The sequence below is a fragment of the Pseudomarimonas salicorniae genome (assembly GCF_023156535.1).
Lineage (GTDB): Bacteria > Pseudomonadota > Gammaproteobacteria > Xanthomonadales > Xanthomonadaceae > Pseudomarimonas > Pseudomarimonas salicorniae.
Window position 1 is genome coordinate 194,641 of the sequence record NZ_JALNMH010000007.1, and the last position, 26,845, is coordinate 221,485.

Sequence of the window (26,845 nt, forward strand, 5' to 3'; positions counted from 1 at the left end):
TGGCGGCTGCCGATGCAGACCCCGCATCGCCCCATCCCGTCAGGAGCCCGGTTTGGTTGCCTCGATCCCCCCCGCCTCGCCTGCCCGCCACCGCCTGCTGGGCCTCGACGCGCTGCGCGGCATCGCCGCCCTGTCGGTGCTGCTCTACCACTACACGACGCGTTTCGATCAGAAGCACGGCCACGGCGAGCCGCTGCCCTTCAGCTTCGAGAGCGGCTTCCTCGGCGTGAACCTGTTCTTCGCCATCAGCGGCTTCGTCATCTTCATGACTCTGGACCGGGTGCGGGTGCCGGCGGACTTCGTCGTCTCCCGCTTCTCGCGGCTGTTCCCGGCGTTCTGGGCGGCGATCGCCCTGACCTTCACCATCGAGTGGCTGGCCCAGCCGCTGGCGCAGCCCATCGCGCCCGGTCAGGCGCTGCTCAACGTCTTCATGCTGCACGGCTATTTCGGCGTGCCTTCGGTGGACGGCGTCTACTGGACCCTGCAGGTCGAGCTGTTCTTCTATCTGGGCATGTTCCTGCTCTGGCTGGGTGGTGCGCTACGCCAGCCATTCTGGGCGATCAGCGCCTGGCTTCTGGCCAGCTGGGGCACCTGGCTCGCCCCCATGCTGCTGGGTCGCCCGCTGCCCCACGCGCTCAGCGAAGCCCTGCTGCTGTCCCACTTCCCCTACTTCGCGCTGGGCATTGCGGTGTATCTCGGCCTCGCTCGCGAGGTCCGCCAGCCGCGGTCGGCGGCAGTCCTGGCCGTGCTGGCCCTGCTCTCCGTGCTGCTGGCCGAGGGCCTGGTCCGGGCCGGCTGGGCGCTGCTGTTCGGCATCGCACTCATCGCCGGCCTCTACGCGGGCCGCCGCCCGCGCGCCTGGCTGCGGCCCCTTGTCTGGCTGGGCGCGATCTCCTATCCGCTCTACCTGCTGCACCAGGACATCGGCTATGTCGTGCTGCAGTGGCTGCAGGCCGAGCAGGTCGGGCTGCTCGCGCGTATCGGGTTGACCACCGCCGTGGCCATCGGCCTCGCCGCCCTCGTCCACTACGCGGTCGAGAATCCGGCCATGCGTTGGCTGCGCCGAGGCCTGCGTCCGAACTCCGACCGCATGCCGGCGCCGCGCCGGCACTGGCTGGTCGGAACCGCTGGCCTGGCCGGTGCGCTGGTCGTGGGCAGCGTGGCCATCAGCCGGCTGGCGGCCTGAAACCTGGCCGCCTGCGCCTACTGGACCTGGATCTGGATCCGGGCCCAGGCCGACCACGCGCCCTGATCGTCCGCCACCCGCCAGCGGATCCGGTCCGATCCGCGGTATCCATTGCTGTAGTCGAGGTCGACGGTGAACGGATCGCGGTCGTTCTGCACCGCCGAGACGCCGTCGAAGGTCGACAGGTCCAACTGCAGGGTGGCCCAGTCGACGCTGCCCTCCAGGTCGCGGGCGTTGGCCGAGAGATTGGCCTGGGTGAACGGCGAGTTGCGCGGCACCGACTGCGGCTTGTCGCTGACCTCGGGGGGCGTGTTGCCCGCACCCAGTGCGCGATAGCGGCGCTCCAACGCGGACATGGCACCGCCCGAGCCCTGCACCTCGGCGCGCATCGAGCGAAAGCCCACCGCCGGGCTGAAGCTGAAACTCGCCCCGCTGTGCCGCAGAAGACCCGCATCGTCGAACCAGTGGATGTCGGCGCTGATGTCGCCCAGCGCATCATCGATCGCGGCGGCGCTGAAGCGCAGCGGCTGGCCGGCCGGCACCGCCGCGTCCTCTGCCGGCTCGCTGATCGTCAGCTGCACGCTGCTCGCGCCGGTCGGACGGTAGAAGCGATTCACGGAAAGATCGACCGCCTGCTTGAGCTGCGTGCGCTCGGCGCTGCTCAGCCGCGCCGCCGCCTGGGGCGAAATGCTGGCGACGTTGGCGACGCTCTGCCCGGTGAAGAAGCGTGTATAGACCAGGGCATTGAGGTACTCGCCGACCGCGCTCTGATGGGTGTTGTCCGAGCGCAGCTTGGCATGCAAGCTGGACGAGCCGAGCCGCACCTGTTCCCAGGCCCGACCGACCTGGACAGCGAAGGCATTGGGCTTGGCGTCGGCGGCGCCCTCAACGGCCAGCGCCGCGGTCGGATGCTGGGGCGAACCGGGATCGGTGAGGTAGGGCCACATGCCCTCATAGAGCACCACCGATCCGGCCGCGGTGGCCGCATCGTGCAGCGGCTTGACCGCGCTGGCATAGGCCGCCGCGCTGTCGAACCCGACGTAATAGCCCTGCAGGTTGACGAAATCGTAGGCGGGGTCGGACAGCGCTGCCATGGTCGATGGCGTCTGCGCATGGTTGGAGAACTCCGCGCCGCCCGGAGTGATGGCGTCGAAGCTGAGGGTGATGCCGAACTCGGCCAGCATCGGTGCGAGCCGCGCAGGCAACGCACCCTGCGAGTAGTCGTTGAAGTCGGGCGGCGTGTTGGTCAGCGAGTTGCCGAGCCAGAGCGTATGGATCCGGCTGCCGGGCGGCACCCCCTCGCCGGCCTGGCTCTCGAAGCCGTCGCCGAAGAAACCCTGGGCACTGCCCACGCACAGCAAGGCCATCACGCACAGCAGTCGCCGCGCGAGAGGCGAACCGCGTTTACCATCGCCACACATCGCCCTGCGTCGCCCTCGGAATGTCCCTGAGCCTTTCACTCTACCGCCTCGATGAGGTCGATTCCGAGCTGCGCCGCGAGGCGCTCGGATGGCTGGAGCCGGACCAGCGCCAGCGTGCCGGGCGCTTTGCCACCGAGCTGCTGCGGCAGCGCTTCGTCGCCGCCCAGGCGCGGCTTCGCCAGCATCTGGCCGAGCGCCTCGGTCGCGAACCGGGCAGCATCGTCCTGCGCCGCGATGAGCACGGCAAGCCGCGGCTGGCCAGCGCGGAGGCGCTGCATTTCAGCCTCAGCCACAGCGGCGGCTGGGCAATGGTCGCCGCCGCGGAGATGGAGGTCGGCGTCGATCTCGAGGCGATGATCGACCCCGCCCGCGCGGCGCTGGCTGGGCAGTTCCTGGACGCCGAGGCGCTGTCCGCGTGGCAGGCGGCGCCCGCCGACCGACAGGCTGCGCTGCTGACCCTCGCCTGGTGCGCCCGTGAGGCGGTGCTCAAGCTCGACGGCCGGGGACTGACCCTCGATGCGCGCACTATATCCCTGCCGCTGGGCTTGCCGGCCCGGGCGCACTGGGAGGCGGATCGCCGAAGTGCCGAGGTCATTGCCCTCCCGGCGCCGGCCGGCTACCGGGCATGCCTGGCCAGCCCGGGGCCGCTGGCCCTGCCCGATTCGATTCCCGGTCTGGATGCAGGGGCCTGACATGCGCCGCCGGCTCAGGGCAGGAAGTCCGCGGGCAGGACGACCATGTAGGCGTCGATGTTGTCACAGGGCGAACCGCCCCAGTTCGAGCTGAACAGGATGCGGCGGAAGTCGCGACTCACCGTGGCGTGCGGCTCGGTGAAATAGGGTGTGTCGCCGGAACCGCAGTATTCGCTGTGGTGATGGGCGATGTTGAGGATCCGCGGCGAGGCCGCCAGCTCCACGGCGAAGATGCGCCGGTGCAGCCACTTCTCCGAGGGGCCGTAGTTGTTGTAGGTGGAAATCAGCACCCAGCCCGGCGCGGCGAAGTTCTTGCCGGAGACATGGTAGGCGGTCGCCGTGCCCTGCAGATAGGTCGGGAACAGCGTGGTGCGGGCGCCCGTGTCCAGATTCACGCTGACCATGTCGCCTTCGTTGCTCTGGTAGTCGACGAAGACGAAGGCGTCCTGGCCATTGGCGTCCAGGGCGAGGTCGGAGTGCTCGGAGTTGCCGTGGAGCAGCCGCGACTGGCTGAAGTCGCGACTCCAGGCCACCACGTTGAAGTTGGAGTTCGGGGTGTTCGGGTACTCCTCGCCCGAGATCACGCACCAGCGGCCCGAAGCCGACATGCTGACGTGGTCGGGCCGCTCGCTGAGCGGGTGGGTGCCCAGCACGGTGCCAGTCTGCAGGTCATAGGTGAACACGCCGCGGATGCGGAAGTCGCTGGTCTCGGCATGGAAGCACCAGTAGCGGCCATCGGCCGAGGGGCTGCCCTCGGACTTGGTCCAGACCCGGGCGACGTTGCCCCAGGGCAGCTTGCCGGCGAAGCTGGTCGCCACGCTGCTCTGGTTGGTCTCGACGTCGATCTGCAGCAGCTCCATGCCGCCATTGGTCTCGACGTAGTACAGCCGTCGCGGATCGGTCGGATGCCACTGCGGCTCGGCGTCGCCGCCCAGGCCGTCGAGGATGCGCAGGTGGGCCAGGCTCTGGGCGTCATAGAGGTGCCATGCGCCATCGCGGGCGTAGGCGAGGAACCGCGTGCCGTCGGCATTGAAGGCCTGCCGCCGCGAGTAGTCGTTGCGGGCGAAACCCACCGGCGGCTCGCTGGCGTGGCTGGTCGCCCGCACCACGCAGGTGCCGAAGGCCGGGTCGCTGAAGCTGGCCCCCTTGGCCGGTCGCGGCGAGCTCGGCGACAGGGCGATCGCCTGGCCGGTCACCGGGGTGAAGCCGGCGGCATAGGCGTTGCTGCAGACGCCCCCCTCGTCGCGCTCGAAGCCCGAGGCGAACATGCTCTGGCCGGCCGCGGCGCCACTGAGCAGGGCCAGTGCAAGCCAGCGGACTGCGGTACCCAGCGAGTGGCTGCGCATAAAACTCCTCGGGTCAGGCGGCCGCGGACACGGCCTGAACGCGGGAATTATAGGTTGAGTAGCATGGGAGGATGTGCGGCCGGGCCGCGGTTCGCGAACGCGGCCATGGGAGATTCAGCTTCGCGGCCGCTCAGGCGAGCAGCAGGCTCGTCACCATGTCGACCGGGCGCCCGGCGGCGGCGACCCGGGGGATGGCATGGACGTCGTCCGAGCTGCGGTGGATGCCCTGCGAGGTCGTGCAGGACAGCCGATAGCAGCGGGATACGGCGCGGCGGACGCGCAGGTCATGGTCGCCATTGGGAAAGCAGAAGGTGTCGATGGAAGCCCCGGTTTCGGCCGCCAGTCGTTCACGCGAGCCCTCGATCTCATCGGCCAGCTCCGCATCATCTAGGCCCGAAGTGAGTACCGGATGGCAGCGGGTGTGGGAGCCGTACTCCACGCAGTCGGGACGGGCGCGCACCTGGTCAGCGCCGGCGAGGCGGTACTCGCGGTCGAACCAGTCCGCGAACTCGACACCGGCCGCCTCGCTGCGCGCATCGACCTCACGACACAGCGCGATGCGCTCGGCATGCGGCAAGGTCTTGACCCGCGCGACCTCGCGCCGGGCGGCCTGCCAGCGCTCACCAAGGAGTCCAAGGCCCGGCGGATCCGCGGGAAGCAGCGGGCAAGCCGCCGGCAGCTGCGCATCGGGCAGGGCGTAGAGCTGGTAGCACAGCCGATGGTTCCACAGATAGCGCAGGCCGTCGAAAACCCCGGAGACGATGAAGAAGGTCGCCTTGAGCCCGTGCTTGCGCAGCAGGGGCACGGCCAGCTCGAAGTTGCTGCGCATGCCGTCGTCGAAGGTCAGCACCAGCGGCGGCGCGCGGCCCTTGCCAGCCGAATCGAGATCGGAGAAGAACCGCGTCTCGAAGTGCCGGGCGTAGAAGGCAAAGTGTGCATCAAGCTGCTCGGCGCTCACCGTCAGCGGCGAGATGCCGTGGTACATCACCACCGGCACGTCACCGCGCCGGCCTCGCCGCTCGAGCAAGGCACCCGCCAGGCCGCTGGCGAACGCGGCCTGTTTCGCGGCCCGCCTGATCATCCCCATCGCTAACCTGCCCTTTCCCCGGTGGGCCGAATCGCGTCTTCCTGCCGCTCCGGGCGGCGAACCCGCACTTTAGACCAAGATCGCCCTGCGGCCAAACTGCTCACCTCCGCCACCGCGCCGCAAGTCTGGGGACCAGCAACCGCACGCTGCCGCGTACCGAGGCGTCGAACAGGCCGACGATCAGGCTGAAAAGACCGAGTGCCACGAAGCTGTGCAGGACCAGATCCCACCAGGGCGAGCCGCTGCGCAGGGCCATCGTGACGGTGTCGCTGACCACGAACGCGACGGCACTGACCACGAAGGTCCACCAGGGAAAGCCCACGCGCAGCTCGTTCCGGCCCATCCACAGCGCGAGGGCCAGCAGCAAGGCAAACGACGCGGTGGTGGCGAACGCCGCACCGACCAGGCCGAAGCGCGGGATCAGCAGGACGTTGAGCAGCAGGTTGAACAGCGCTGCCGCGGCCGCCAGCCCGAACATCGCCTGTGAGCGCTTGCGCAGGAACAGCCCGGCAGCGGCGACGCCGACGTAGCTCTCGAGGGCGAGGCCGAACATCACCCAGGGCACGATCTCGGTGCCGGCGACGAACTTTTCCGAGGCGAGAATCGTGATCAGCGGCTCGGCGTTGACCGAGACCAGCGTCGCCACGAGCATCGAGAAGGCAAGGAAGCCCCGGGAGTAGGTGGCGAGGAAGGCCTCGGTTGCCTCCCTGCCCTGCTCTTCCCAGATCCGCATGTACATCGGACCGACCGCGGTGGCCACCGCCGCCATGGTCGCCAGCTTGGCGTATTCGCAGAGGTTGTAGGACGCCGAATAGATGCCCACCTGGGCGGCACCGAGCAGGATCTGGATCACGTAGCGGTCGCCGACGGCAAGCAGCGACCAGGCCATCTCCATGCCGACCATGGGCAGGCCGAAAGCCAGCATCGCCCGCAGCAGGGGCGACGAGAAGCGCGAGGGCCGCAGCGGCGCGGCGCGCAGCACCACCCAGAGCAGTCCGCCGATGGCCAGGGCTTCAGCGAGGATGGTGGCGAGGAACAGGTGCCGCGCATCGGCGCTGATGAACCATAGCGCGGCCACGACCAGGATCAGGCTGAGATAGCGCCGGATGATGCTGTACAGGGAGATCGTGCCGCTGCGCTCCTGGGCATAGAGCAGGTTGTGCAGGGCGCTTTCGGTGACCCGCAGCCAGACCAGCACCACGGTGAGCAGGAGCAGGGCCTTGAGCTGGTCCGAGTTCAGCCATTCGGCGGGCAGCACCGCCAGCAGGCCCGCCCAGAGCAGGGTGGCGATGGCACCCATGGCGGTCATGCCCAACAGCTGGGTCGCGGCGAGCGTGTCGGCGCCGTGCTCGGGGTCCAGCCTGCGCTGCTCGTGGTAGAAGCGCACCGTCGCCTTCTGCATCCCCAGCTTGCCGATCGCCACCACGAGGCCGATCGTCGCGGTGACCGTACTCATCAGGCCGTAGTCCGCGGTGCTGAGCAGGCGGGTCAGGATGGGAAAGGACACCAGGCTGGCCAGGGTGACCAGCGCACTGCTTATCGCATAGCGCGAGGCGTGGCGCAGGAGGCCGGCCATCAGCCGGCCCGCCGTGCGGGATCGAAGTGGGGGGGCGCCTCCTGCAGGGCCTGCCGGGCGTGCCAGGCCTGCTGCATGCGCAGCTGTGTGTAGCGTTCGATGATCGCGCACAGCGCCCAGATCGCGCACATCACCGAGCCCTCCGAGAACGGGCTGCCGTAGACGTTGCCCAGGGCCATGCCGACGAGGGCGACGCTGAATCCGTAGGTCAGCGCCCGGGACTCGGCATCATCGGCATGGCGCGCCGCCCAGCGCGCCAGTCGCCACATCGAAAAGACCAGCCAGAGCAGGGCGATCACGCCCTGCGGGCCCGCTTCAGCCAGGGTCAGCACGTAGAAGTTGTGCGCGTCCTTGCCGGAGTAGCCCGAGTAGTTGCCGATCTCCTGCTTGAAGCGGTTGAGGCCGACCCCGGCGGGGTTCTCCCCCCACATCGCGAAGGCGCCCTGCCAGAGTTCCCAGCGGCTCTCGGTGCTCTCGTCGTAGCGCTCCTCGCCGGTGGCGGTCTCCTGCTGGGTCTCCTCGACGCGCTCGAAGGCGCCCTGCGGGAGGAAGGGTAGCGCGATCGCGAAGACCAGGCCGGCCAGCAGCGTGGTTCCGATGCCGCGGCGCCAGACAAGCAGAAGGATGGCCAGCAGGCCGATGAAATAGGACTGCCGCGAGTAGGTGACCAGGATGCCGCCAACCAGGACTAGGGCGCCGACCGCGCCGAGCATGCGCCAGGACAGCTTGTGGCGGGCAAAGAGGAAGAAGGCGACGAACATGGGCAGGAGCATGGCGTAGAACACGCCTGCGCGGTTCGCGGTGCGGTAATCGGGACCGAACGGACCGGAGGCGCGGTGGGTCTCCGAGTAACCGCCGAGCCCGTACGCGCGGGCCTCGGACCAGGCCTCGAGGCCGGCCACCACGGCCACGGCGAGGATCGCCAAGACCAGCCGCCGCGCGCTGCGCAGGTCGTCGACGGCGTAGTAGAAGAGGAAGTAGTACAGCGGGTAGAAGATGATCGTCTTGAGGTAGGTCAGGTCCGACATCAGGTCGGTCGGCCGGGTGGCGATGCCGATCAGGGCGCCGAGCGCCATCAACAGGAAGTAGGCCCGCAGCGGCCCGCCGAGGCGGCTGGGCGGACGCGGCGCGGCATCTCCACGCAGCAGGACCAGGGCCAGGACGCCGGCGAACAGCAGGTTGGCGACGTTGACCCCTGGAATGCCGAGGTCGGCCGGCAGATGGATCTGGTTGATCGTGTACAGCACCAGCAGCGCCAGCAGGGCGTTCAGCATCAACCGCCCCCTGCCCCGTCGATGAAGCGCCGGGCCCAGAGCTCGAGGCAAAGCAGCTGCCAGAGGCTTTCGGCATGGTTCTCGCCGCCGCCGCGGTGGCGGGCCAGCAGGTCCTCCGCGGCCGCCGGATGCACCCAGCCACGTTCGCGGAAGGCGCGCGAGGCGAACAGGTCGGCTGCCATCCCGCCGAGCGGGCCGCGGAACCACTCGTCGAGGGGAATACCGAAGCCCTGCTTGGGCTTGTCGAGCACCTCGGCGGGCAGCCAGCGGCGCGCGACCTGGCGCAGCAGGTGCTTGCCGCGGCCGTCGCGAACGCGCAGTCCCACCGGCAGGCGCAGGGCGAACTCGACCACACGGTGGTCGAGCAGGGGCGCCCGGCCCTCAAGCGAGGCCGCCATGCTCATCCGGTCCAGCTTGACCAGGATGTCGTCTGGCAGATAGCTGTGCAGGTCGACCTCGACAATGCGGTCGAGCAGCGGGCGAACATCACCCCGGTGGAACAGCGGGTGAAGGCTGGCGTAACCCTCGCGACCCGCCTCGCCGATCAGGGCGATGGTCTGCTCAGGACGCGACAGGGCCACGCCGCTCAGGTAGCGGTCGGCGAGCCCGAGGCCCAGGCGCTCGCCGATCCGGCGCAGGCGGAAGCCGTGGCGGCCGGGCAGCAGGCGGCCGCCGATGCGCAGGGCCAGCGCAGCCGGCCCGCGCAGCGCGCCCAGGCGCTCCAGAGCGAGCAGACGTAGATAGCGGTCGTAGCCGGCAAAGGCCTCGTCGCCGCCGTCGCCCGAGAGCACCATCTTGACCTCGCGGGCGGCCAGCTCGGAGACGAGGTAGGTGGGCAGGGCCGAGGCATCGGCGAAAGGCTCGTCGAGGTGCCAGACCAGACGCTCGACCATGGCCGTCGCGTCGGGCTCGACGACCAGTTCGTGGTGTTCGGTGGCGAGGTGCGTGGCGACGCGCCGGGCGTCGGACAGTTCGCTGTAGCGCGCCTCGCGGAAGCCGATAGAGAAGGTCTTGACCGGGCGGCTCATCTGCCGCGCCATCAGCGCCACCACGACGCTGGAATCAAGGCCGCCGCTGAGGAAGGCGCCGAACGGCACGTCGGCGACCAGACGGTCGGCCACCGCCTCGTGCAGCAGGCCGGCGAGGCGCTCCTCGGCCTCGGCCTCGCTGCCGGTGAACACCGGCGTCGAGGTCGGTCGCCAGTAGCGATGCTGCCGGTAGCCGCCTGCGTCGAACTCGGCGTAGTGGCCCGGCGGCAGCTTGTGCACGCCCTGGAACACGCTGCGCGGCGTCGGCACGTAGCCGAAGGCGAAATAGGCCGGCAGCACGCCGAGGTCGACCTCGCGGCGAAAGCCCGGCAGGGCGAGCAGCGACTTCAGCTCGCTGGCAAAGGCGAGTTGCCCGTCGTGCTCGCGGACGAACAGCGGCTTCTTCCCGAGCCGGTCGCGGGCCAGCAGCAGGCGCCGCTCGCGGCCGTCCCAGATGGCGAAGGCGAACATGCCCTCGAGTCGCTGCACCGCGTCCCGGCCCCAGGCGAGGTAGGCGGCAAGGATGACCTCGCTGTCCGAGTCGGTGCGGAAGCGCTGGCCCAGCGCCTCCAGCTCCCGGCGCAGGCGCCGGAAGTTGTAGATCTCGCCGTTGAAGACCAGCACCACGCGGCCGTCGTCGGAGAGCATCGGCTGGTGGCCGCCGGCGAGATCGATGATGGCGAGGCGACGCATGCCGAGCAGGGCGTCGCGCTCGCGGTGCAGGCCGCCGTCATCGGGGCCGCGGTGGATGATCGCCGCGTTCATCGCCTCGCCGACCTCGGCCGAGGGCACCTCGCGGCGGCCGTCGCCGACCACGCCGATGATTCCGCACATCTCAGCGCGCTCCACCGGGCTGGCCGCGGTACAGCGGCAGCAGGGCATCGATCACCGCCGGCAGGGCGGCGCGGGTCAGCAGGTCGGCGCGGGCGTTCGCGCCGAGCACGGCGCGGGCCTGGTCGGACTGCGCGGCACAGTCTGCAAGGCAGGCGGCAAGACCGTCGACATCGCCTGGCGCACATAGCCAGCCGTTCCGCCCGGGCTCGACGAAGTCCTCGCTGCCGCTGATCCGCGTCGCGACCACCGGCAGGCCGGCGGCCATGTATTCGAGCAGGGTGTTTGACAGGCCTTCGGTGCGCGAGGCGAGGATGCCGGCGTCCGCCTCGGCGAGGTGGCGGGGCACGTCCTGGCTGGGCCCGACCCATTCCAGGCTCTGCCCGATGCCGAGCCGTTCCGCCTGGGCGCGCAGGACGGCCTCCTCGGGCCCACCGCCAACCAGACGCAGGCGCCAGCCGGCCGCGGCCATACCGGCCCGCTGCCAGGCCTCCAGCACGGCATCGAGCGACTTCTCCGGCACCAGCCGGCCGACGAAAACCACGCGACGGATACCGTCGGTGATCGGGCGCGGGCGCGGCAGGGCCTCGAAGCGCGCGGTCCGGACGCCGTTCGGGGTCCAGTGGATGCGCACCGGATCGAAGCCCGCGGCGACCAGGTCCTGGCCGATGCGCCGGCTGATGGCCTGGACCGCGCTGGCCCGCCGCAGCAGGACACGGGCCAGAGCCGGCAGCGGGCCTGCGCCGCGACGCAGGCAGCCCTGTTCGGCCTCCCACCAGCCGGAGAACTTCAGCACCACCGGCTTGCCCAGCAGGTGCCCGACCAGCGCGGCCACCGCGCCCATGTTGTGGGCGATATGGACATGGATCGCGTCATATCGGCCGCGCCAGCGCCAGAGCAGCAGGGCCAGCCGAAGCTGCAGCAGCAGGCTGCCGAGCAGCGGGATGCGCGGGTAGCCGATCCGCCACAGCGTGAGCCCTGCGTGCTCGCCGGCTCCCGCCGGGTGGGCGGCATCCAGCCTGGGCAGCACGACGGTGACCTGGTGGCCGCGCTCGACCAGGCCGCCGGCCAATGTCTCCAGCTGGCGCTCAGCGCCGCCCATCGAAGGGAAGTGCGCCTCGAGCAGCAGCAGCAGGGACAGCGGCCTCCCGGTCGCGGAAACGTCCTGTTCAGGCATCGAGGTGCCGCCTCATCCACAGCTCGAGAACCGCCATCTGCCACAGCTCCGGGGCATGGTCCCAGGCGCCGGCCAGATGGCGTTCGAGCAGCCGCTCGACGAAGGCCGGCTGGAACCAGCCGCGGGCGCGGCTGCGCTCGGAGAGCAGCAGGTCGGTGAGCATCTCGCGGAAGCCCGGGTTGTCGCGGATCCACACCGCCACCGGCAGGCCGAATCCCTGCTTGCGCTTCTGCAGGATCATCGGCGGCAGGATGCCGGCCATGGCCTGCTTGAACAGGTAGCGCTTCTCGCCGCCGCGCAGCTTGAAACGCGCCGGCAGCCGACCCGCGTACTCCACCAGGTCCGGGTCGAGGTAGGGGAAGCGCGCGCCGACCCCGGCGTGACGGCAGGCGCCATCGACCTTGACCAGGTCGTTCTGGGCGATGGCCAGCTCGAGGTCCAGCGCCATCAGCCGGTGCAGCTCGGCCGAGGCGCTGCACGCAGAGTAGGTCTCGCGCATCCAGCCCAGAGACAGGCCCGGCTGCAGCTGCGCTCGCAGCGCGTCGCCGAGCAGCGCATCGAAGTGTTCGGAGGCGAAGGCGTCGTCGGTGTAGAAGCGGTCCGGATTGGGCAGGCTGGCGCGGCGGGTAAAGTTGTCGATGCGGTTGAGGAAGCGTTGGCGGCCGCCGCCCAGGCTGCGCCCGACCCAGCGACCCAGCCCGCGCAGCGGCGCCGGCAGGCGGTACCAGGCCTGCATCAGGCGGTCCTTGGCGTAGCGCTCGTTGCCGCCGAAGATCTCGTCGCCGCCGTCGCCGGCCAGCAGCACGTTGCGCCCGTCGCGCGCGGCCATCGCCGCGCAGGCCAGGGTCGGCACAGCCGAGGCATTGCCGAAGGGCTGGTCATAGAGCTCGACCAGGCGCGGCAGCACGGCCAGGGTCTCTGCCTCGTCGATGCTTCCGAAGTGACCTTCGGCGCCGCAGGCACGGGCTGCCTCGCGGGCGAAGTCCAGCTCGTTGTAGTCGGCCTCGGCGAAACCGATCGAGTAGCTGTGCACCGATGCGCCGGCGTGCTGCCGGGCGAGGATGCTGGTGATGCTGGAGCTGTCGGTGCCGCCGCTGAGGAAGCAGCCCCAGCTGGCCTCGCTACCCGGACGATAGCGCTGCACGGTGGCGACGATGCGCTCGCGCAACTCACCGGCGCGCTGGCCGTCCTCGCCATCGAGGTCCTCGGCATAGGCCGGCCGCCACCAGCGTTCGACGCTCGGCGCCCCACCACGCCAGCGCAGCACGCCGGCCGGCGGCAGGCGGCGCACCTCGGGCACGATGGTGTGTGGAGCCGGCACGCAGGCGAAGTTCAGATAGTGGAACAGGGCCTCCGGGTCGGGCCGCCGCTGACACCAGGGCGCGCGCAGCAGGGGCCCTAGGCGGTTGCAGAGCAGCAGCTGGTCCTGCTCGACGGCGTAGTACATCGGCAGGGTGTTGAAGTGGTCGGTGACCGCCAGCCATTCGCCGCCGTCGCGACGCTGGGCGGCAAAGGCGAAGCGCCCGCGCCAGCGCTGCCAGCCGCCCCCGTCGAGCACCGCATCGAGTTCCCGCGGATCACCCTCGACGAGGTCGAACAGGCCCACCGCCTGCCAGCGCTCGCCCTGCAGGCAACGCACTCCGCCCTCGCCCGCCGCCGGCAGGCCGCCGGGGATGGCCGGCCAATCGGGTGCCAGGGCTGCGCAGTCGGGCACCGGCCGGGCGTCCAGCAGGAAGCTCCCGACCGCCGCGGCCGGCTGCACGCGCATCGACAGGGTGTCGCGCAGGGCGAGGGTGGCACTCATGCCGGCGCTCCATCCAGGCAGCGACGGTAGATGGAGAGGGTGCTCTCGACCATGGCGCCGCTGGCAAAGCGGCGCTCGATGGTCTCCCGGGCACCAGCGCCGAGTCGATGGCGCAGCTCGGCATCGCCGAGCATCCGATCGAGCGCCGCGGCCAGTGCGGCTTCATCCTCGTTCGGCACCAGCAGGCCGGATTCGTTGTCGGTGATCAGCTCGGGACTGCCGCCGACCGCGGTGGCGACCACCGGCAGGCCATGCGACATCGCCTCGAGGATCGAGTTGGACATGCCCTCGTCGCGCGAGGAGGAGGCCAGCAGGTCGGCCGCCTGCATCAGCACCGCGGCGTCCTTGCGCTCGCCGAGGAAACGCACCCAGGGGCGCAGGGCCAGCTCGTCGCAGAGCCCCTCGAGGAACCCGCGCTCCGGGCCGTCACCGGCGATCCACAGCCAGGGCCGCCGGGCTTCGGGCAGCCGGGCGAGCGCGCGCAGCAGCAAGCCGATGTTCTTGAAGCCGACCAGACGGCCCACGTAGGCGACCAGGGGCTGCCCGGCCGGCAGGTCGAGCGCCTCGCGCGCGGCGGCACGGCGCGCGGCATCGATCGGCTCAGGGAGGTCGACCGCGTTGGGCACCACGTCGATCCGCTCGCGCGGCACCGCCGAGCGCTGGGCGACCAGATCGGCGCCGGCAGCGCTGTTGGAGATGATCCCGGCCGATCCCGCGGCGATCCAGCGCTTTGCGCGGAAGGTCCAGGCCGGATCATCGAGACCGAGGCCACGGATCGAGCTGACCAGGCGCGTGCCGGGCACGCCGTAGAGCGCCAGGCGCACCCAGACCTCGGCGGTGATCGAGAAGGCATGCACCAGGTCGAAGCGGCCGCGCCGCAGGAATCGCCACAGCGCGGCGAGAAAGCGCGGATCCAGCGCGCTGCGCTTGTCGATGCGCTTTACCGGAATGCCGGCCTCGACCACGGCATCAAGCAGGAAGGAGGGCTTGCGGAAGTACAGCAGGCTGACATCGACGCCGCGACTCTTCAGCCCGAGCAGCAGGCGGACGATCTGCCGCTGGCTGCCGCCGACCTCCATCTCGTCGCTGACCACCAGGATCCTCTTGCCGCTCATGCATGCTCCTGCGCCAGCACGGCGCGAAAATGATCCAGCAGGCGCCCGGCCTCGATGCCGGCGTCGAACTCGCGCTCGATGCGCCGCCGCGCGGCCTCGCCCAGCCGGCGACGCAGCGCCGGATCGCCAAGCAGGCGGGCGATCGCCTCGGCGAGGGCGCCGGCATTGTCCGGCGGAACGAGCAGGCCGTCGACCTCGTGCGTGATCAGCTCGGGCAGGCCGGATACCGTGGTGCCGATCACTGCCGCGCCACTGGCCATGGCCTCCATCAGGGCCACCGGAATGCCGTCCTGGTTGCCTTCGGGAGTGAGCACGCTGGGCATCACGAAGATCGCCACCCGCGAAAGCATTTCCCGCACGCGCTCCTGGGGCTGCGCACCGGGCATGGCCAGCGAAGTATCGAGACCCGCCTCGCGGCGCTGGGCCTCCAGCGCCGCGCGCTGCGGGCCCTCACCGATCAGTTCGCATTCGAACGCAATGCCCTGCTCGCGCAGGCGGCGCAGTGCCTCGATAAGCACCGGGAAGCCCTTGATCGGGTCCAGCCGCCCCACCGTGCCGAGGGCTTGTGGTGCGCGGTCGTCGAGACGCAGCGGCAGCTCGGACAGATCCACGCCGCAGTGGACCACCTCCAGCGGCGCGGCGTTCTCGTCCCGCCAGCGTGCGAGATGGCGGACGTTGAATCGGGAGATGGTCACCGCCAACCGCGCCGAGGCGAGCTTGCGCGCCAGCAGCTGATCCTCGACGAAGATGTCGTGGGCGTGGGCGGTGAAGGAAAACGGCCGCAGCATCAATCGACCCAGCATCCAGGCCGCGGTCGAGGGATAGGTCGCCCAGTGCGCATGGATCCACTGCGGGTCGAAGCGCCGCACCTCGGGCAGCAGGGCGAGCGTGCGCCACAGGCCGACCAGGGATTTGGCCAGCGGCAGCGGCTGCCGCCACATGCCGCGGACCAGATGGGCGAGCACGGCCAGCGTGCCCAGGGGATGGCGCAGCACGCTACCAAGCGCCGGCAGCGCCTCGCGCAGCCAGCCACGAGGACCGATCACCCGCGGCATCAGCGCCGCCGCCCGCGCCTGGACGAAGGCCTCCGAGGGCGGACGCAGGGACAGGATGCGCACCTCGACGCCGCGTGCGATCAGCTGCTCGATCTCGCGGACGATGAAGGTCTCGGACCAGCATGGAAACAGCGAGACCACGTAGAGCACGCGCTGCGGCGCCGGAATCATGGCCGCTCCCCCGCGGCGCCGAGGGGGGTGGTCTGCCACAGGTGCGAGCGGCTGCCTCGCAGGTGGTCCCACAGGCCGAGTACGGCGTAAAGGTTCAGCTCCCATACCGCGGCGGCGAGGCGAAGCGGCAACAGGCGACGCAGCGCCGGCATCGTGAGGGCCGCCAGGCCGGCGAGGTGCCCGGCCAGCTGGCAGGCCAGCAGGGCCAGCCAGGCCGGCTCACCGTCCAGCGCCAGCAGCGAATTGCCGACCAGGGCGCCGAGCAGGAAGAACGGGATCAGCAGGCGCAGCACCTTGTGGCAGAGAAAGCGCCACCACAGGGGATGCGCGAAGGGCAGCAGCAGGGCCGGCCAGCGCGCCAGCAGCTGCCAGTTGCCGGCGAGGGTGCGCCGCTTGCGCGCGGCCTCGACCCCGGCGCTGGGCGCGGGCAGGTCCCAGGCAATGGCGGCATCGACAAGACCGATCCGGCCGCCGCGCTCGGCGACCTTCAGCGGAACGTAGAGGTCGTCGAGCACCAGGCCGGCAGGGATTTCCGGCAGGTCGCTGCGGCGCAGCGCGTAGAGCGCACCGCTGACCCCGACCACCGAGCCACTGAGCGCCTCGTTGCGGCGCAGCCAGGATTCGAATCGCCAGTAGACGCCGACCGAGGCCGAGCCGCTGGGCCCGGGGCGAAAGCGGAGGCTGCCCCCGGCCACCGCCAGTTCTCCGCCGCCCAGCGCGTCGCACAGGGCCTGCACCGCGCCCGGCTCCAGGCGCTGGCGCAGGTCGCAGAACACCAGCACGTCGCCCGAAGCCAGCTGCAGCGCCTCGGCCAGGGCGGCGCTTTTGCCCCCGCGCGACTCGATCACCCTGACCCGCAGCCGCTCACCTGCCCGCCGACGCAGGATGGCTGCGGTGCCGTCGCTTGAGCCGTCGGACACGACCACCAGTTCCATCAGCTCGGCCGGATAGTCGTGTTGCAGGAGGTGATCGAGCTTGGACTCGAGTTCGGAGTCGCCATTGTGCACGGCCATCAGCACGCTGACCCGTGGCTGCCAGGCGCGGGTGGCCCAGGGTCGCGGCCAGTGCGCCGCACGCAGCGCAATCCCCAGCGGGTACAGGAAAAAGGTCAGCGCGAGCAGGGCGACACTGGACAGCAGCAGCCACAGGGCAGCGCTCATCCGCCCGCCCCGCCAAGCAGGGCACTGCGCAGGCGCTCATAGCCACGGTCGCCCAGCAGGCGCTTGGCTCCGGCGAGCAGGCCGTAGCGAAGGCGCTGCCGGCGCAGCGCGGACTGACCCTGCAGCGCCCAGCGGCAGAGCTGCTCGGGCGCGTGCCCGGCCAGCACCGCGACGCGCGGTGCGATGCCCCGGACCTGGCCGCGCTGCAGGGTGCCCGGCGCCGAGCCGAGCACCGCCGCGTAGCCGCAACTGCGGGCGAGGCGATCCAGGCCGGGCGGGCAACGCCCACCCGGCGGCGCCAGCAGGCTGACCGGGCGGCCAAGCGCATCCTCGATGGCCAGTCTGGAGCGCCTGAGGTCCTCGACGAGGGCTTCGGGGGAAAGATGGGTGAAGTAGCGATGATCCATGCCATGCGACTGGATACTCATCCCGGCATCGGCCATCTCGCGCAGTTGCGCCCAGCTGCAGAAGCCTCGGGTTCCGACGCGCGCCGGGTTGACGAAGAAATCGGCGCGCAACCGGCGCTCGGCGAGCAGCGGGAAGGCCGCCTGGTGATTGCTGAGATCGCCGTCGTCGAAGGTCAGCCACACGCCCTCGGCTTCGCCGGCCGCCAGGCCATCGCGGGCCGAACCAACGTGACGGCCGGTGGCGGCGAGCGCATCGAGGTGTTCGGCGAAGCGGGCGGCTGACACCGTGTAGTGCGGGTCGGCGCCGTGCGGGCCGCCGTCTCCGGCATCCACGGCGTGGTACATCAGCACGAGCACTTCGCCCGCCACGTCGCCCCCCGTCAGCGCCGCAGGCTCAGGGTGAGCAGGGCGCGGTCATCGTCGAAACGCTGGGTGGGGTCGGTGCTGTCCCGCTCGCTGCGGCTGAGCTCAAGTCCGATCGCCAGACGGCGGGTGCGCTGCCACGTCCAGGTCAGGCCATAACGGAGGTCCTGGTCGTCACGCGTCGAGCTCAGGAAGCCGCGGTCTTCGCGAGCCGCAAAGGCGCCGAGACGGTGTCGCGCACGCACCTGGCGGGCGAGGGCCACGGACAGGCCTTCGAGATCCTGGTCGAGGGACTCGCTGCTTTCATAGCGCTGCTCGCGCAGGTAGCCGACCAGGGCGAAATTCCAGGTATCGCCGCCGTGGGTGAGGGCGAGTGAGCCGCCCTGTTCGATGAACACCTCCGAGCTGACAACGGTAGTGCGCAGATCGGCCGCGGCAATCGGCTGCTCGAACTGCTCCGGCGTGGGCGCGGCGTCGAGCACATCCTGGGCGGCATCGGACACCTGACGTTGCAGGCGCGCATCCAGCCGCGTGCGCGGACGCAGTTCGAATCCGGCGCGGGCGCGGAGAAGCGGCTCGTCGATGCGCCTCGCGGGTCGATCGACACGCGCATCGAAGCGCAGCCCGGTCCAGCCGGCGTCCAGCGACCAATCTCCGCCCTCGAGCCGCCGGTCATAGCGGACGAACAGGTTCTGCCGGCGATAGTCGGGCGTGGCGCCGGTCGCCAGGTCGAAATCGACATCGCCTGCCTCGGCATGCGCGGACAGGGTGCTGAGCGGATCGAGCTCGAAAAGGGCCCGCGCGGCGAGACTGCTGCGGGTGGCATCGAATTCGCGGTTGCGCTCGGCATCGCTGCCGCCGGTCCGCAGCTCGACCGCTAGCCGCGCACGCGGCGTCGGCCGCAGGGTCAGGGTCGGGCCGGCAGTCCAGACATGCACCCGCTGGCGATTGTCCGGCGACTCGGCAAGGAAGCTGTTGACCGGCTGGTCGCTGAGCGAGTCCTCGAAGGCGAAGCCGAGGCGCTGATCGAGTATCTTCCAGTTGCCGCGCAGGCCCACCCGGGCCAGGGTCTCGTCCTCGAAGCCGCTGCGATCGTAGAAGCGCTTCTCAAGGTCGCCCGCGGCGCGCAGGGAGAGCCGGTCGCCCTCCTCGAGGAGGGCCAGCGAGAGCCGCGGACTGGTCACCAGGTCATCCACCGGCTCGGCCCGACGGGCGAGGTTGCTGGCATGCTCGATGCGCAGGTCGACGCGATAATCGAGCGTCCAGGCGCGGGCGCCGGGCGCGGCCAGCAGGGCGCCGATGAGGAGGGCGAGCGGCAGTCGGGCCATGGCTCAGGGCACCCGGTTGAAGACCAGTCCGGCCATCCGCGCCGGATCGAATACCGCGGCCGCCTCGCGCACCGCCGTGGGGGTATCGCGGCCATAGCCGGCGACCAGGACCGACTGGTCCGCCACCTGGGAGAGGATGCGTGCGTCGGGCGAGGAGGACACTGCCGGGCCGTCGAGCACGATGCTCAGGCTGGCGTCGGCGGCGCGCAGCGAATCCAGCAGGGCGACCATGCGCTGCGAGCCGAGCAGCTCGCCGCTGGCCTCGCGGCGGCCGCCGGCCGGAACCAGCATCAGCCGGGCGACTCCGGTCGGGTAGACGACGTCGGACAGCGACTCGACCCGGCCCTCGAGATAGTCGACCAGCCCGCCCTTTTTCGGATCGACGGCAAGCCGCTCGTGCAACTGGGGTGCGCGCAGGTTGCAATCGATCAGCACCGCGCAGCGGCTCTCATCGAATGCCACGGCGCTGGCGAGATTCAGGGCGACGAAGCTGCCCCCATTGCCGCGCTGCACCGCCGCCACCAGGATCACGCTGTTCCCGGCGTGGTGCGCCAGCAGCTGCGTGCGCAGGTCGCGGAAGGCATCGGCGGGTCGCGGATCGGCCATGTCGTGGCTGATGATCCGCCGCGTGCGGAGCTGGCCGCCGGAGAAGCTGTCCGTTGGGGACAGGGCGCCGGGAAACACCCGGCTCAGGGCATTGCCACTCATATCGCCACGCCTCCGCGGGTCAGCGCCACGATGGCGTAGACGGCCATCACCAGACCGATGACCAGCAGCGCGCCGAGCTGGCCGAACAGTTCCCGGCGACGATCGGCCCGGGTCCGGTACTCCGGCACCGCGACCAGAAGCGGCAGCCCGCTGGCCGAGGCCAGGGTCTTGCCGCTGCGGGCGCGGGGGTCGAACTGCAGCAGGGCCAGCAGCAGGCCGATGGGCGCCGCGACGCCGAGCAGCAGGCCGGCCGCCGCGAAGTGCAGCAGGCGCAGGCCGGCCGGCTGCAACGGCAGCGCCGCCGGCTCCTGCACGCGGAAGCTCAGCCCGCGCTGTTCAGCGTCCAGGCTCATCGACAGGCGCGCGTTCTCGCGACGCTTAAGCAGGTCCTGATACAGGTCACGGTTGACCTCGTAGTCGCGGGTCAGCTCGGCAAGCTCGGCCTCGGAGTCGGCGACCCTGCGACCGCGTTCAAGGGCCTCGTTGAGCAGCAGGTCGTTCTCGCTGATCCGGGCCCGAAGGGCGGCCATGTCCGAGCGCACTTTCGCCAGGCTGGAGCGCAACTGCAGATACAGAGGGCTGGTATTGAACTCGGGGTCCTCACGCGCGCCGAGGGCCTCGCGCTCCTGCTCGCGGCGCAGCAGCTGCTGCATGTCCTCGATCTGCAGGCGCACCCGGACCACGTCGGGGTGCGCGTCTGTGAAATCCAGCTTCAGCCGGCCCAGTTCGTTGTTCAGCTCGACCAGACGCTGCTGGTACTGCGAGCTCTGCCGGCGCGAGTCGGAGATCTCCGACTCGCCGCTGAGCTGCTCCTGCAGGTCGCGCTCGACCATCTGCAATTCGGAAAGCTCGGTGCGCGCCTTCTCGATGCGCCCGCGGACCTCGGCCACGCGCGTGCGGACGTCGACGTCGCTGCCCGGCCGGGCCTCCAGATTGTCGGCGCGGAAGCGCTTCAGGTTGGTCTCGGCATCGACAAGCTTGCGGTGATAGTCCTCGACCTGCTGGGCGATGAACTCGTAGGCCTCGCGGCTTTCGCGCTCCTTGGCCTCGAGGCTGTTGGCGATGAACAGCTCGGAGAAGCGCTGCGCGACCTTGAAGGCCCGCGCGGGGTCGCCATCCCAGTAGGCGATGCGGATCAGGTTCGCGCCTGGCGTGGAGATGCTGGTGCGGCGCTTGATCTCCTCGATGGTGCGCTCGGCCTCGATCGGATCCTCGATGTCCTTGTCCCAGCCGCCGACGGTCAGGATCTCGTTCATCACGGCCCGCGAGAAGATGACTTCGCGGGCGATCCGGGCGCGGTCGCTGGCGCTGGTCGGCACCGCGCGCCCCTCCATCAGCGGGGCGATGATGTTGCCCTCGCCGATCAGGATCGTGGTCGCCGAGGTGAAACGCTTGGGGACCAGCATGCCAACTGCGAGCACCGCCAGGGCCACCGCGGCGAATATCACTGCCAGCCAGAGCGCCTTGCGGCGCAGCTCGTGGCCGAGGGTCGGCAGCAGGGCCAACCACGCCGGCGTCGCCGACCCCTGCTGCGCCATCCCGGGCATCGGCTGGTAGTTCAAAGAACCCGCTCCGGCACGGTGATGATGTCGCCCGGCTGGACGTCGAGGTTGGTCTCAAGGTCGCCACGCTTGAGGATGCTGTCGAGGCGGATGTCGAACGTATCGGCCTCGCCTTCGCGCTTGCGGTAAAGGCGGGTGCGGTTGGCCGAAGCGAATTCGGTGAGGCCGCCGGCTGCCAGTACCGCGTCGAGCACGGTCATGCCCTGGCGGTAGGGAATCGAGACCGGCTGGCGCACGGCGCCCGTGACTCGCACCCGCGAGATGTACTCGTGGCTGCGCAACTCGACCAGGATGACGGCCACCTTGGGTTCGCGAAGATAGGCCTTGAGCTGTTCTTCGATGTCGGCGGCGACTTCCTCGGGCAGGCGCCCTCCGGCGCGCACATCTCCGAGCAGAGGCACCGAGACCATGCCGTCGGGACGCACCGGCACCGTGATGCTCAGTTCGGGGTTGCGCCAGACCGATACCTGGATGCGGTCATCAACCCCGATTCGATAGGCGCTTCCGGCCGACTCGGGTTCCGCCATGGCCGGCGCCGCCAGCGCCAGCAGCGCCAGCAGGAAGGCACGCGCGGCCTGCGCCGGCGTCGAACGCGGTCGCGCCGCAGATAGAAGACTCACCTGATTACTCCTGGTTGCCACGCACGGCGAGCCGCTACCGGACCGCGCCTCGCGGGCGGGCCGGACCGCCGCCGGCAGGCCGCGATGATACGCGTAAAGCCATGATATTGTGAATCGCATCACAGTTCCCCCGCCCTCCTGCATGCCCGTCTCGCCCGACTATCTTGCCGATTACCGGACTCTCGACTGCGCGCCGGGCTGCACGGTGGCCGAGCTGGAAAGGGCCTGGCGACACGCACTGAGCCGCCACCATCCGGACCGCGCCGAGCCCGGCCGGCATTCCGAAGCCGCCCTGCGCACCCAGGCCCTCAACACCGCGTACCGCCGACTGCGAAGTTTCGCCGATCAGCACGGCCGGCTGCCTGGCAGCGCGGGCCCGGCCGCCGTGAAGGTCGAGGCCAGACCGCAGCCCGGAGCACGCCCCGCCGAAGCGGTACCCGAGGCCCCGGCCGCGCGAAGTCCGCGACGAAGCTGGCTGGCCGTCACCGCCGTGTGCCTGGTGCTCGGGGCCTCCTGGCTGCTGCAGCCCGGGCCGGAGCTCGCCAAACGCTCCGTGGAGACCAGCACCGGCCCAGCCCCCACGACGGCCGCGGCCCTGGTTGCGGGCGCGCCCCTCGAACTCGACAGCAGCGCCTCGGAAGTACGAGCGCGAATCGGACGACCACCGCTGCGCCGGGTGACCGGGTTCGACAGCGAGGTCTGGGAGTACGGACCCTCGATGGTCGCGCTGCGCGACGACCGGGTGGTCGACTGGTACAACTCGCCGCTGCGCCCACTCCCCTTCCCCTCCGAGCGACCGGAGAATGCCGGCGCCATCAACGAGCCCCTTTCCCGAAGATGACCACTTCGCAGGTCTGCAGCAGGATCATCAGGTCGAAGACCAGGCTGTGGTTCTTCACGTAATAGAGGTCGTAGCTGAGCTTCTCGCGCGCATCCTCGACCGAGGCGCCGTACGCGTAGCGGATCTGCGCCCAGCCGGTGATTCCCGGCTTGACCGCCTCCCGCAGTGAGAAATAGGGGATCTTCTCCGCCAGCTCGCGGACGAACTCCGGGCGCTCGGGCCGGGGCCCGACGAAACTCATCGAACCCTCGAGCACGTTCCAGACCTGAGGGATCTCGTCGATGCGAAGCTTGCGGATCACCTTGCCGACCCGGGTGACCCGGTCGTCGTCGCTGCTCGCCCAGCGCGCCTTGCCGTCCGCCTCGGCATCGGTGCGCATGCTGCGGAACTTCAGCACGTTGAAGGTCCGCCCGGCGAGGCCGACCCGCTGCTGGCGGTAAAGGATCGGCGCCCGCGGGCCGCTTTCCAGCACGATGGCCAGCGCAGTCAGGAGCATCAGGGGCGAGGCGAGCAGGAGCAGCAGGCTGGCCATGATCAGGTCGAAACCGCGCTTCGTTGCGGCCCGCGTCGAGCCGGCGTCGAAGCCTTCGGCGAAGACGACCCAGGAAGGCCGGACCAGCGTCAGGTTGACGCGGCCCGACTCGTTCTCGAAGAACTGCGCCATGTCGGTGATCTCGACCCCGCGCAGGCGGCATTGCATCAGCGCCTCGAGCGGCAGCGCACCGCGCTGCTCATCCGGTGCGGTGACGATCTCGTCGATATCCAGGTCTTCGACGATGTCGACCAGCGAACGGCCGTTCTCGATCCACTGCGCCTCCTCGACTTCGGGCGTGTCGCCCTTCATCGGGATGTAGCCGACGACCTGGAAGGTGCGCCGCTCGGCCCGTCTGCGCATGCGCGCGTCAAGCTGCTTGGCCCGGCGACCCGTGCCCAGGACCAGAACGCGACGCTTGATCAGCTCGGCACGGACCACGTGCAGCGCCAGCCAGCGCAGGCCGATCACCGCCAGCCAGCCCAGCGCAAGCGCCATGGCCATCACGCCGCGCCCGATGGTCTTGCCGGGGATGAGGTACTGCAGCATCACCAGCGCCAGGCCCCCGACGGCAAAGGCCACCAGGCCGCGCACCATGTAACCTCGCACCCCCTCGCGGGTGTACATCACGTACATGCCGAGCGCGGCCATGGCCAGCACCTGGACCGAAGTAAAGACCAGCGCCCGCGGCATCACCGCGCCGAAGGCCTGGGCCGCCAGCGCGTCATCGCCCCAGAAGCGGATCCAGACGGCGAGGTGGAAGGCGCCGAACAGCACGGCGAACTCGGCCAGGCCAAGCACCACCATCCACCGGCGCGCTGGATGGAGCGCATCCGAAAGAGAACGCATCCCTAGATCCCCATGTGCTTTCCTTGCGTAGGGACACCCCTACGCAGCGCCGCGCCGAACGGACGCAGGCGGGATTCCATCCACCCCTCAAGGGTGGCGAGTGTGTCATTCTCGGCTGAGCCCATGAGCCTGGGAAGTAAAGTTCCTGCACTGTTTGTGCGCGCGGCCCGGAGGCCTCATCGTGTCCGGCGCCGCCGGACGATCCAAAAGCGGTCACGCGTTGCCGAGTGCCGCTGGGCCCTGATTCCTGCGGGACCAAGCGGGGCGATCCCGGACAGCAAGCGTCCCTTAACGCCCTGTTGGGACAGTCACGCCCTCCACTGCCTGCAGACTGCCGGAATCCTCAGCTAAACTGCGCAACCGATCACACTCCCGGCCCCCATGCCCGCATCCGCCGCAACGCTTCCCGAGTCCCCGCGCATCGCCATCCTGGGCCTGGGTTATGTCGGACTGCCCCTCGCGGTCGAGTTCGGCGGCACGCTACCCACGCTCGGCTTCGACATCAATTCAGCACGCATCGACGAGCTGAAGGCCGGTCGTGACCACACGCTCGAGGTGGAGCCCGCGGAACTCGCGGAGGCGAAGCAGCTGCGCTATTCGGCCGACCCGGCATCGCTCTCCGACTGCAATGTCTTCGTGGTGACCGTGCCCACCCCGATCGACACTGCCCGACGACCGGACTTCGGTCCACTGCTCGCAGCCAGCACCACGGTCGGCCGCGCCCTGTCTCGGGGCGACGTGGTCATCTTCGAATCGACCGTCTACCCGGGCGCCACCGAAGAGGTCTGCGTGCCGCGCATCGAGGCCGAGTCCGGCCTCAAGTTCAATGTCGACTTCTACTGCGGCTACAGCCCCGAGCGGATCAACCCGGGCGACAAGGCGCATCGCCTGCCGGACATCGTCAAGGTGACATCGGGCTCGACCCCGGAGGCGGCGGATTTCGTCGACGCGCTGTATCGGAGGATCATCCGCGCCGGCACGCACAAGGCTTCCAGCATCCGCGTCGCCGAGGCGGCGAAGGTGATCGAGAACACCCAGCGCGACCTCAACATCGCCCTGGTGAACGAGCTGTCCCAGCTGTTCTCGAAGATGGGCATCGACACGCTGGAGGTGCTGGAGGCCGCCGGGACCAAGTGGAACTTCCTGCCTTTCCGACCGGGGCTGGTGGGCGGCCACTGCATCGGCGTCGACCCCTACTACCTGACCCACAAGGCGCAGGAGATGGGCTACCACCCCGAGATCATCCTCGCCGGCCGTCGGATCAACGACGGCATGGGCGAGCACGTGGCGATGCGCGTCGTGCGGCTGATGGCGCGCAAGGGGCTGGACGTGGCCCGCGCGCGGGTGCTGGTTCTCGGCCTGACCTTCAAGGAAAACTGTCCGGACCTGCGCAACACCCGTGTGGTCGACGTGGTCGACGCGCTGCGCGACTACGGCATGAGCATCGACGTGCACGACCCCTGGGTCGACGCCGACGAAGCCCGCCACGAGTACGGGCTGGAGATGGTCGCCGCGCCCGAGCGCGGCCGCTACGACGCCGTGGTCCTGGCCGTGGCACACCGCCAGTTCATCGAGCTGGGCGCCGGTGAGATCCGCCGCTTCGGTCGCGACGATGCGGTGCTCTTCGACGTGAAGTCCGTGCTGCCCCTGGCCGAGGTGGACGGCCGGCTGTGAACCATTGACTCCCTCACGACGAGATCCCATGCGCATCCTGGTCACCGGCGCCGCCGGCTTCATCGGCTCCACCCTCGGCCACCGTCTGCTCGATGACGGCCACGAGGTCCTGGGCTATGACAATCTCAACGACTACTACGATCCCAGCCTCAAGCAGGCGCGTCTGGATCGTCTGACGCCGCGCGAGGGATTCCGCTTCGTCAAGGCCTCGCTCGAGGACAACCGGGCGATGCAGGCGGCCTTTGCCGACTTCCGCCCGCAGCGGGTGGTCAACCTCGCCGCCCAGGCAGGCGTGCGCTATTCGCTGGAGAACCCGCGCGCCTACATCGATGCCAACATCGTCGGCTTCCTGAACATCCTCGAGGCCTGCCGCCACGGCGAGGTGGAACACCTGGTCTATGCCTCATCGAGCTCGGTCTACGGCGCGAACCGCAAGCTGCCCTTCGCGGTCGAGGACAGCGTTGATCATCCGGTGAGCCTGTACGCCGCCAGCAAGAAGTCGAACGAGCTGATGGCGCACACCTACAGCCACCTGTTCGGCCTGCCGACTACCGGCCTGCGCTTCTTCACCGTCTACGGCCCCTGGGGCCGGCCGGACATGGCGCTGTTCCTGTTCACGCGCAGGATCCTGGCCGGCGAGCCGATCGACGTCTTCAACTTCGGCAAGCACACGCGCGATTTCACCTATATCGATGACATCGTCGAGGGCGTCGCGCGAACCCTGTACAACACGCCGGCTCCGGATCCCGATTTCGATCCAATGAACCCGACCCCGGCCAGCAGCCGCGCGCCCTATCGGGTCTACAACATCGGCAACCACACGCCGGTGCAGCTCTCGCGCTACATCGAGCTGATCGAGGAAGCGGTCGGCAGGAAAGCCGAGAAGCGCCTGCTGCCGCTGCAGCCGGGCGACGTGCCCGACACCGAGGCCGATGTCGCCGCCCTGGTGCGCGACACCGGCTACTCGCCGGAGACACCGGTGGACGTCGGCGTGAAGCGTTTTGTCGAGTGGTACCGGGACTACTACGGAGTCTGAGC

The 26,845-nt window shown here is 70.0% G+C and carries 22 protein-coding genes; 5 read left to right on the forward strand and 17 right to left on the reverse strand.

Annotated elements, in window-relative coordinates; translation table 11 throughout:
* Window positions 1-52: 52 nt before the first annotated feature.
* Entirely contained in the window at window positions 53-1,186 is a 1,134-nt protein-coding gene (locus M0G41_RS09860; protein WP_248208771.1) for an acyltransferase family protein, read from the forward strand.
* Window positions 1,187-1,203: 17 nt separating this feature from the next.
* Here M0G41_RS09860 and M0G41_RS09865 read toward each other — a convergent pair whose 3' ends face one another.
* Entirely contained in the window at window positions 1,204-2,553 is a 1,350-nt protein-coding gene (locus M0G41_RS09865) for a hypothetical protein (protein WP_248208773.1), read from the reverse strand.
* Between the two features lie 74 nt (window positions 2,554-2,627).
* Here M0G41_RS09865 and M0G41_RS09870 point away from each other — a divergent pair, with 74 nt between their 5' ends.
* Window positions 2,628-3,299 (forward strand): 4'-phosphopantetheinyl transferase family protein, encoded by a 672-nt coding sequence (locus tag M0G41_RS09870; protein WP_248208783.1) that lies wholly within the window; start codon window positions 2,628-2,630, stop codon window positions 3,297-3,299.
* A 14-nt stretch (window positions 3,300-3,313) separates the two neighbouring features.
* Here M0G41_RS09870 and M0G41_RS09875 read toward each other — a convergent pair whose 3' ends face one another.
* The 15 genes from M0G41_RS09875 to M0G41_RS09945 form a co-directional block, all read right to left on the reverse strand.
* A complete protein-coding gene (locus M0G41_RS09875; RefSeq protein ID WP_248208785.1) occupies window positions 3,314-4,645 on the reverse strand; it encodes a TolB family protein in 1,332 nt (443 codons plus the stop codon).
* 130 nt (window positions 4,646-4,775) lie between these two features.
* Window positions 4,776-5,726 carry a polysaccharide deacetylase family protein gene (locus tag M0G41_RS09880; RefSeq protein WP_248208787.1) on the reverse strand — a complete coding sequence of 317 codons (951 nt, stop codon included), beginning with the start codon at window positions 5,724-5,726 and terminating at the stop codon, window positions 4,776-4,778.
* Between the two features lie 106 nt (window positions 5,727-5,832).
* Window positions 5,833-7,308 (reverse strand): lipopolysaccharide biosynthesis protein, encoded by a 1,476-nt coding sequence (locus tag M0G41_RS09885; protein ID WP_248208788.1) that lies wholly within the window; start codon window positions 7,306-7,308, stop codon window positions 5,833-5,835.
* Window positions 7,308-8,582 carry an O-antigen ligase family protein gene (locus tag M0G41_RS09890; protein ID WP_248208790.1) on the reverse strand — a complete coding sequence of 425 codons (1,275 nt, stop codon included), beginning with the start codon at window positions 8,580-8,582 and terminating at the stop codon, window positions 7,308-7,310. The genes M0G41_RS09885 and M0G41_RS09890 overlap by 1 nt, the downstream gene beginning before the upstream one ends.
* Complete coding sequence (asnB, locus tag M0G41_RS09895) at window positions 8,582-10,444, reverse strand: asparagine synthase (glutamine-hydrolyzing) (RefSeq protein WP_248208791.1); 1,863 nt, start codon at window positions 10,442-10,444, stop codon at window positions 8,582-8,584. The genes M0G41_RS09890 and asnB overlap by 1 nt, the downstream gene beginning before the upstream one ends.
* Before the next feature lies 1 nt (window position 10,445).
* A complete protein-coding gene (locus M0G41_RS09900; protein ID WP_248208798.1) occupies window positions 10,446-11,618 on the reverse strand; it encodes a glycosyltransferase in 1,173 nt (390 codons plus the stop codon).
* On the reverse strand, window positions 11,611-13,422 hold the full coding sequence (locus M0G41_RS09905) for an asparagine synthetase B family protein (protein ID WP_248208800.1): 1,812 nt from the start codon (window positions 13,420-13,422) through the stop codon (window positions 11,611-11,613). The genes M0G41_RS09900 and M0G41_RS09905 overlap by 8 nt, the downstream gene beginning before the upstream one ends.
* Window positions 13,419-14,537, reverse strand: coding sequence for a glycosyltransferase (locus M0G41_RS09910; RefSeq protein WP_248208802.1), 1,119 nt, complete (start codon window positions 14,535-14,537; stop codon window positions 13,419-13,421). Before M0G41_RS09910 ends, M0G41_RS09905 begins: the two co-directional genes overlap by 4 nt.
* Window positions 14,534-15,763, reverse strand: coding sequence for a glycosyltransferase family 4 protein (locus M0G41_RS09915; protein ID WP_248208804.1), 1,230 nt, complete (start codon window positions 15,761-15,763; stop codon window positions 14,534-14,536). Before M0G41_RS09915 ends, M0G41_RS09910 begins: the two co-directional genes overlap by 4 nt.
* On the reverse strand, window positions 15,760-16,923 hold the full coding sequence (locus M0G41_RS09920) for a glycosyltransferase (protein WP_248208806.1): 1,164 nt from the start codon (window positions 16,921-16,923) through the stop codon (window positions 15,760-15,762). The genes M0G41_RS09915 and M0G41_RS09920 overlap by 4 nt, the downstream gene beginning before the upstream one ends.
* Window positions 16,920-17,699: a polysaccharide deacetylase family protein gene (locus M0G41_RS09925; protein ID WP_248208808.1), complete on the reverse strand. Its 780-nt coding sequence runs from the start codon at window positions 17,697-17,699 to the stop codon at window positions 16,920-16,922. The genes M0G41_RS09920 and M0G41_RS09925 overlap by 4 nt, the downstream gene beginning before the upstream one ends.
* Before the next feature lie 11 nt (window positions 17,700-17,710).
* On the reverse strand, window positions 17,711-19,021 hold the full coding sequence (locus M0G41_RS09930; protein WP_248208810.1) for a porin family protein: 1,311 nt from the start codon (window positions 19,019-19,021) through the stop codon (window positions 17,711-17,713).
* Between the two features lie 3 nt (window positions 19,022-19,024).
* Complete coding sequence (locus M0G41_RS09935) at window positions 19,025-19,729, reverse strand: CpsD/CapB family tyrosine-protein kinase (protein WP_248208811.1); 705 nt, start codon at window positions 19,727-19,729, stop codon at window positions 19,025-19,027.
* The gene (locus tag M0G41_RS09940) at window positions 19,726-21,291 is read right to left on the reverse strand and encodes an XrtA system polysaccharide chain length determinant (RefSeq protein ID WP_248208812.1); all 1,566 of its coding nucleotides are present in this window, start codon (window positions 21,289-21,291) and stop codon (window positions 19,726-19,728) included. The genes M0G41_RS09935 and M0G41_RS09940 overlap by 4 nt, the downstream gene beginning before the upstream one ends.
* On the reverse strand, window positions 21,288-21,911 hold the full coding sequence (locus M0G41_RS09945; protein ID WP_248208814.1) for an XrtA/PEP-CTERM system exopolysaccharide export protein: 624 nt from the start codon (window positions 21,909-21,911) through the stop codon (window positions 21,288-21,290). The genes M0G41_RS09940 and M0G41_RS09945 overlap by 4 nt, the downstream gene beginning before the upstream one ends.
* A gap of 142 nt (window positions 21,912-22,053) precedes the next feature.
* On the opposite strand from M0G41_RS09945, the gene M0G41_RS09950 reads away from it, so the two are divergent.
* Window positions 22,054-22,752 carry a J domain-containing protein gene (locus tag M0G41_RS09950; RefSeq protein ID WP_248208816.1) on the forward strand — a complete coding sequence of 233 codons (699 nt, stop codon included), beginning with the start codon at window positions 22,054-22,056 and terminating at the stop codon, window positions 22,750-22,752.
* Here the strand turns inward: M0G41_RS09950 and M0G41_RS09955 are convergent.
* Complete coding sequence (locus M0G41_RS09955; protein WP_248208818.1) at window positions 22,727-24,133, reverse strand: TIGR03013 family XrtA/PEP-CTERM system glycosyltransferase; 1,407 nt, start codon at window positions 24,131-24,133, stop codon at window positions 22,727-22,729. The genes M0G41_RS09950 and M0G41_RS09955 overlap by 26 nt on opposite strands.
* Before the next feature lie 381 nt (window positions 24,134-24,514).
* On the opposite strand from M0G41_RS09955, the gene M0G41_RS09960 reads away from it, so the two are divergent.
* Both M0G41_RS09960 and M0G41_RS09965 read left to right on the forward strand, forming a co-directional pair.
* Window positions 24,515-25,807, forward strand: a complete 1,293-nt coding sequence (locus M0G41_RS09960) for a nucleotide sugar dehydrogenase (protein ID WP_248208826.1) — start codon at window positions 24,515-24,517, stop codon at window positions 25,805-25,807.
* Between the two features lie 28 nt (window positions 25,808-25,835).
* Window positions 25,836-26,843 carry an NAD-dependent epimerase gene (locus tag M0G41_RS09965; protein ID WP_248208828.1) on the forward strand — a complete coding sequence of 336 codons (1,008 nt, stop codon included), beginning with the start codon at window positions 25,836-25,838 and terminating at the stop codon, window positions 26,841-26,843.
* Window positions 26,844-26,845 lie beyond the last annotated feature (2 nt).

Coding starts and splice junctions, on each gene's coding strand:
- M0G41_RS09900 (WP_248208798.1), bottom strand. CDS start 11,618: ATGCCTGAACAGGACGTTTCCGCGACCGGGAGGCCGCTGTCCCTGCTG.
- M0G41_RS09865 (WP_248208773.1), bottom strand. CDS start 2,553: ATGGCCTTGCTGTGCGTGGGCAGTGCCCAGGGTTTCTTCGGCGACGGC.
- M0G41_RS09910 (WP_248208802.1), bottom strand. CDS start 14,537: ATGAGCGGCAAGAGGATCCTGGTGGTCAGCGACGAGATGGAGGTCGGC.
- M0G41_RS09920 (WP_248208806.1), bottom strand. CDS start 16,923: ATGAGCGCTGCCCTGTGGCTGCTGCTGTCCAGTGTCGCCCTGCTCGCG.
- M0G41_RS09870 (WP_248208783.1), top strand. CDS start 2,628: ATGTCCCTGAGCCTTTCACTCTACCGCCTCGATGAGGTCGATTCCGAG.
- M0G41_RS09915 (WP_248208804.1), bottom strand. CDS start 15,763: ATGATTCCGGCGCCGCAGCGCGTGCTCTACGTGGTCTCGCTGTTTCCA.
- M0G41_RS09905 (WP_248208800.1), bottom strand. CDS start 13,422: ATGAGTGCCACCCTCGCCCTGCGCGACACCCTGTCGATGCGCGTGCAG.
- M0G41_RS09935 (WP_248208811.1), bottom strand. CDS start 19,729: ATGAGTGGCAATGCCCTGAGCCGGGTGTTTCCCGGCGCCCTGTCCCCA.
- M0G41_RS09885 (WP_248208788.1), bottom strand. CDS start 7,308: ATGGCCGGCCTCCTGCGCCACGCCTCGCGCTATGCGATAAGCAGTGCG.
- M0G41_RS09875 (WP_248208785.1), bottom strand. CDS start 4,645: ATGCGCAGCCACTCGCTGGGTACCGCAGTCCGCTGGCTTGCACTGGCC.
- M0G41_RS09880 (WP_248208787.1), bottom strand. CDS start 5,726: ATGATCAGGCGGGCCGCGAAACAGGCCGCGTTCGCCAGCGGCCTGGCG.
- asnB (WP_248208791.1), bottom strand. CDS start 10,444: ATGTGCGGAATCATCGGCGTGGTCGGCGACGGCCGCCGCGAGGTGCCC.
- M0G41_RS09890 (WP_248208790.1), bottom strand. CDS start 8,582: ATGCTGAACGCCCTGCTGGCGCTGCTGGTGCTGTACACGATCAACCAG.
- M0G41_RS09950 (WP_248208816.1), top strand. CDS start 22,054: ATGCCCGTCTCGCCCGACTATCTTGCCGATTACCGGACTCTCGACTGC.
- M0G41_RS09965 (WP_248208828.1), top strand. CDS start 25,836: ATGCGCATCCTGGTCACCGGCGCCGCCGGCTTCATCGGCTCCACCCTC.
- M0G41_RS09930 (WP_248208810.1), bottom strand. CDS start 19,021: ATGGCCCGACTGCCGCTCGCCCTCCTCATCGGCGCCCTGCTGGCCGCG.
- M0G41_RS09960 (WP_248208826.1), top strand. CDS start 24,515: ATGCCCGCATCCGCCGCAACGCTTCCCGAGTCCCCGCGCATCGCCATC.
- M0G41_RS09955 (WP_248208818.1), bottom strand. CDS start 24,133: ATGCGTTCTCTTTCGGATGCGCTCCATCCAGCGCGCCGGTGGATGGTG.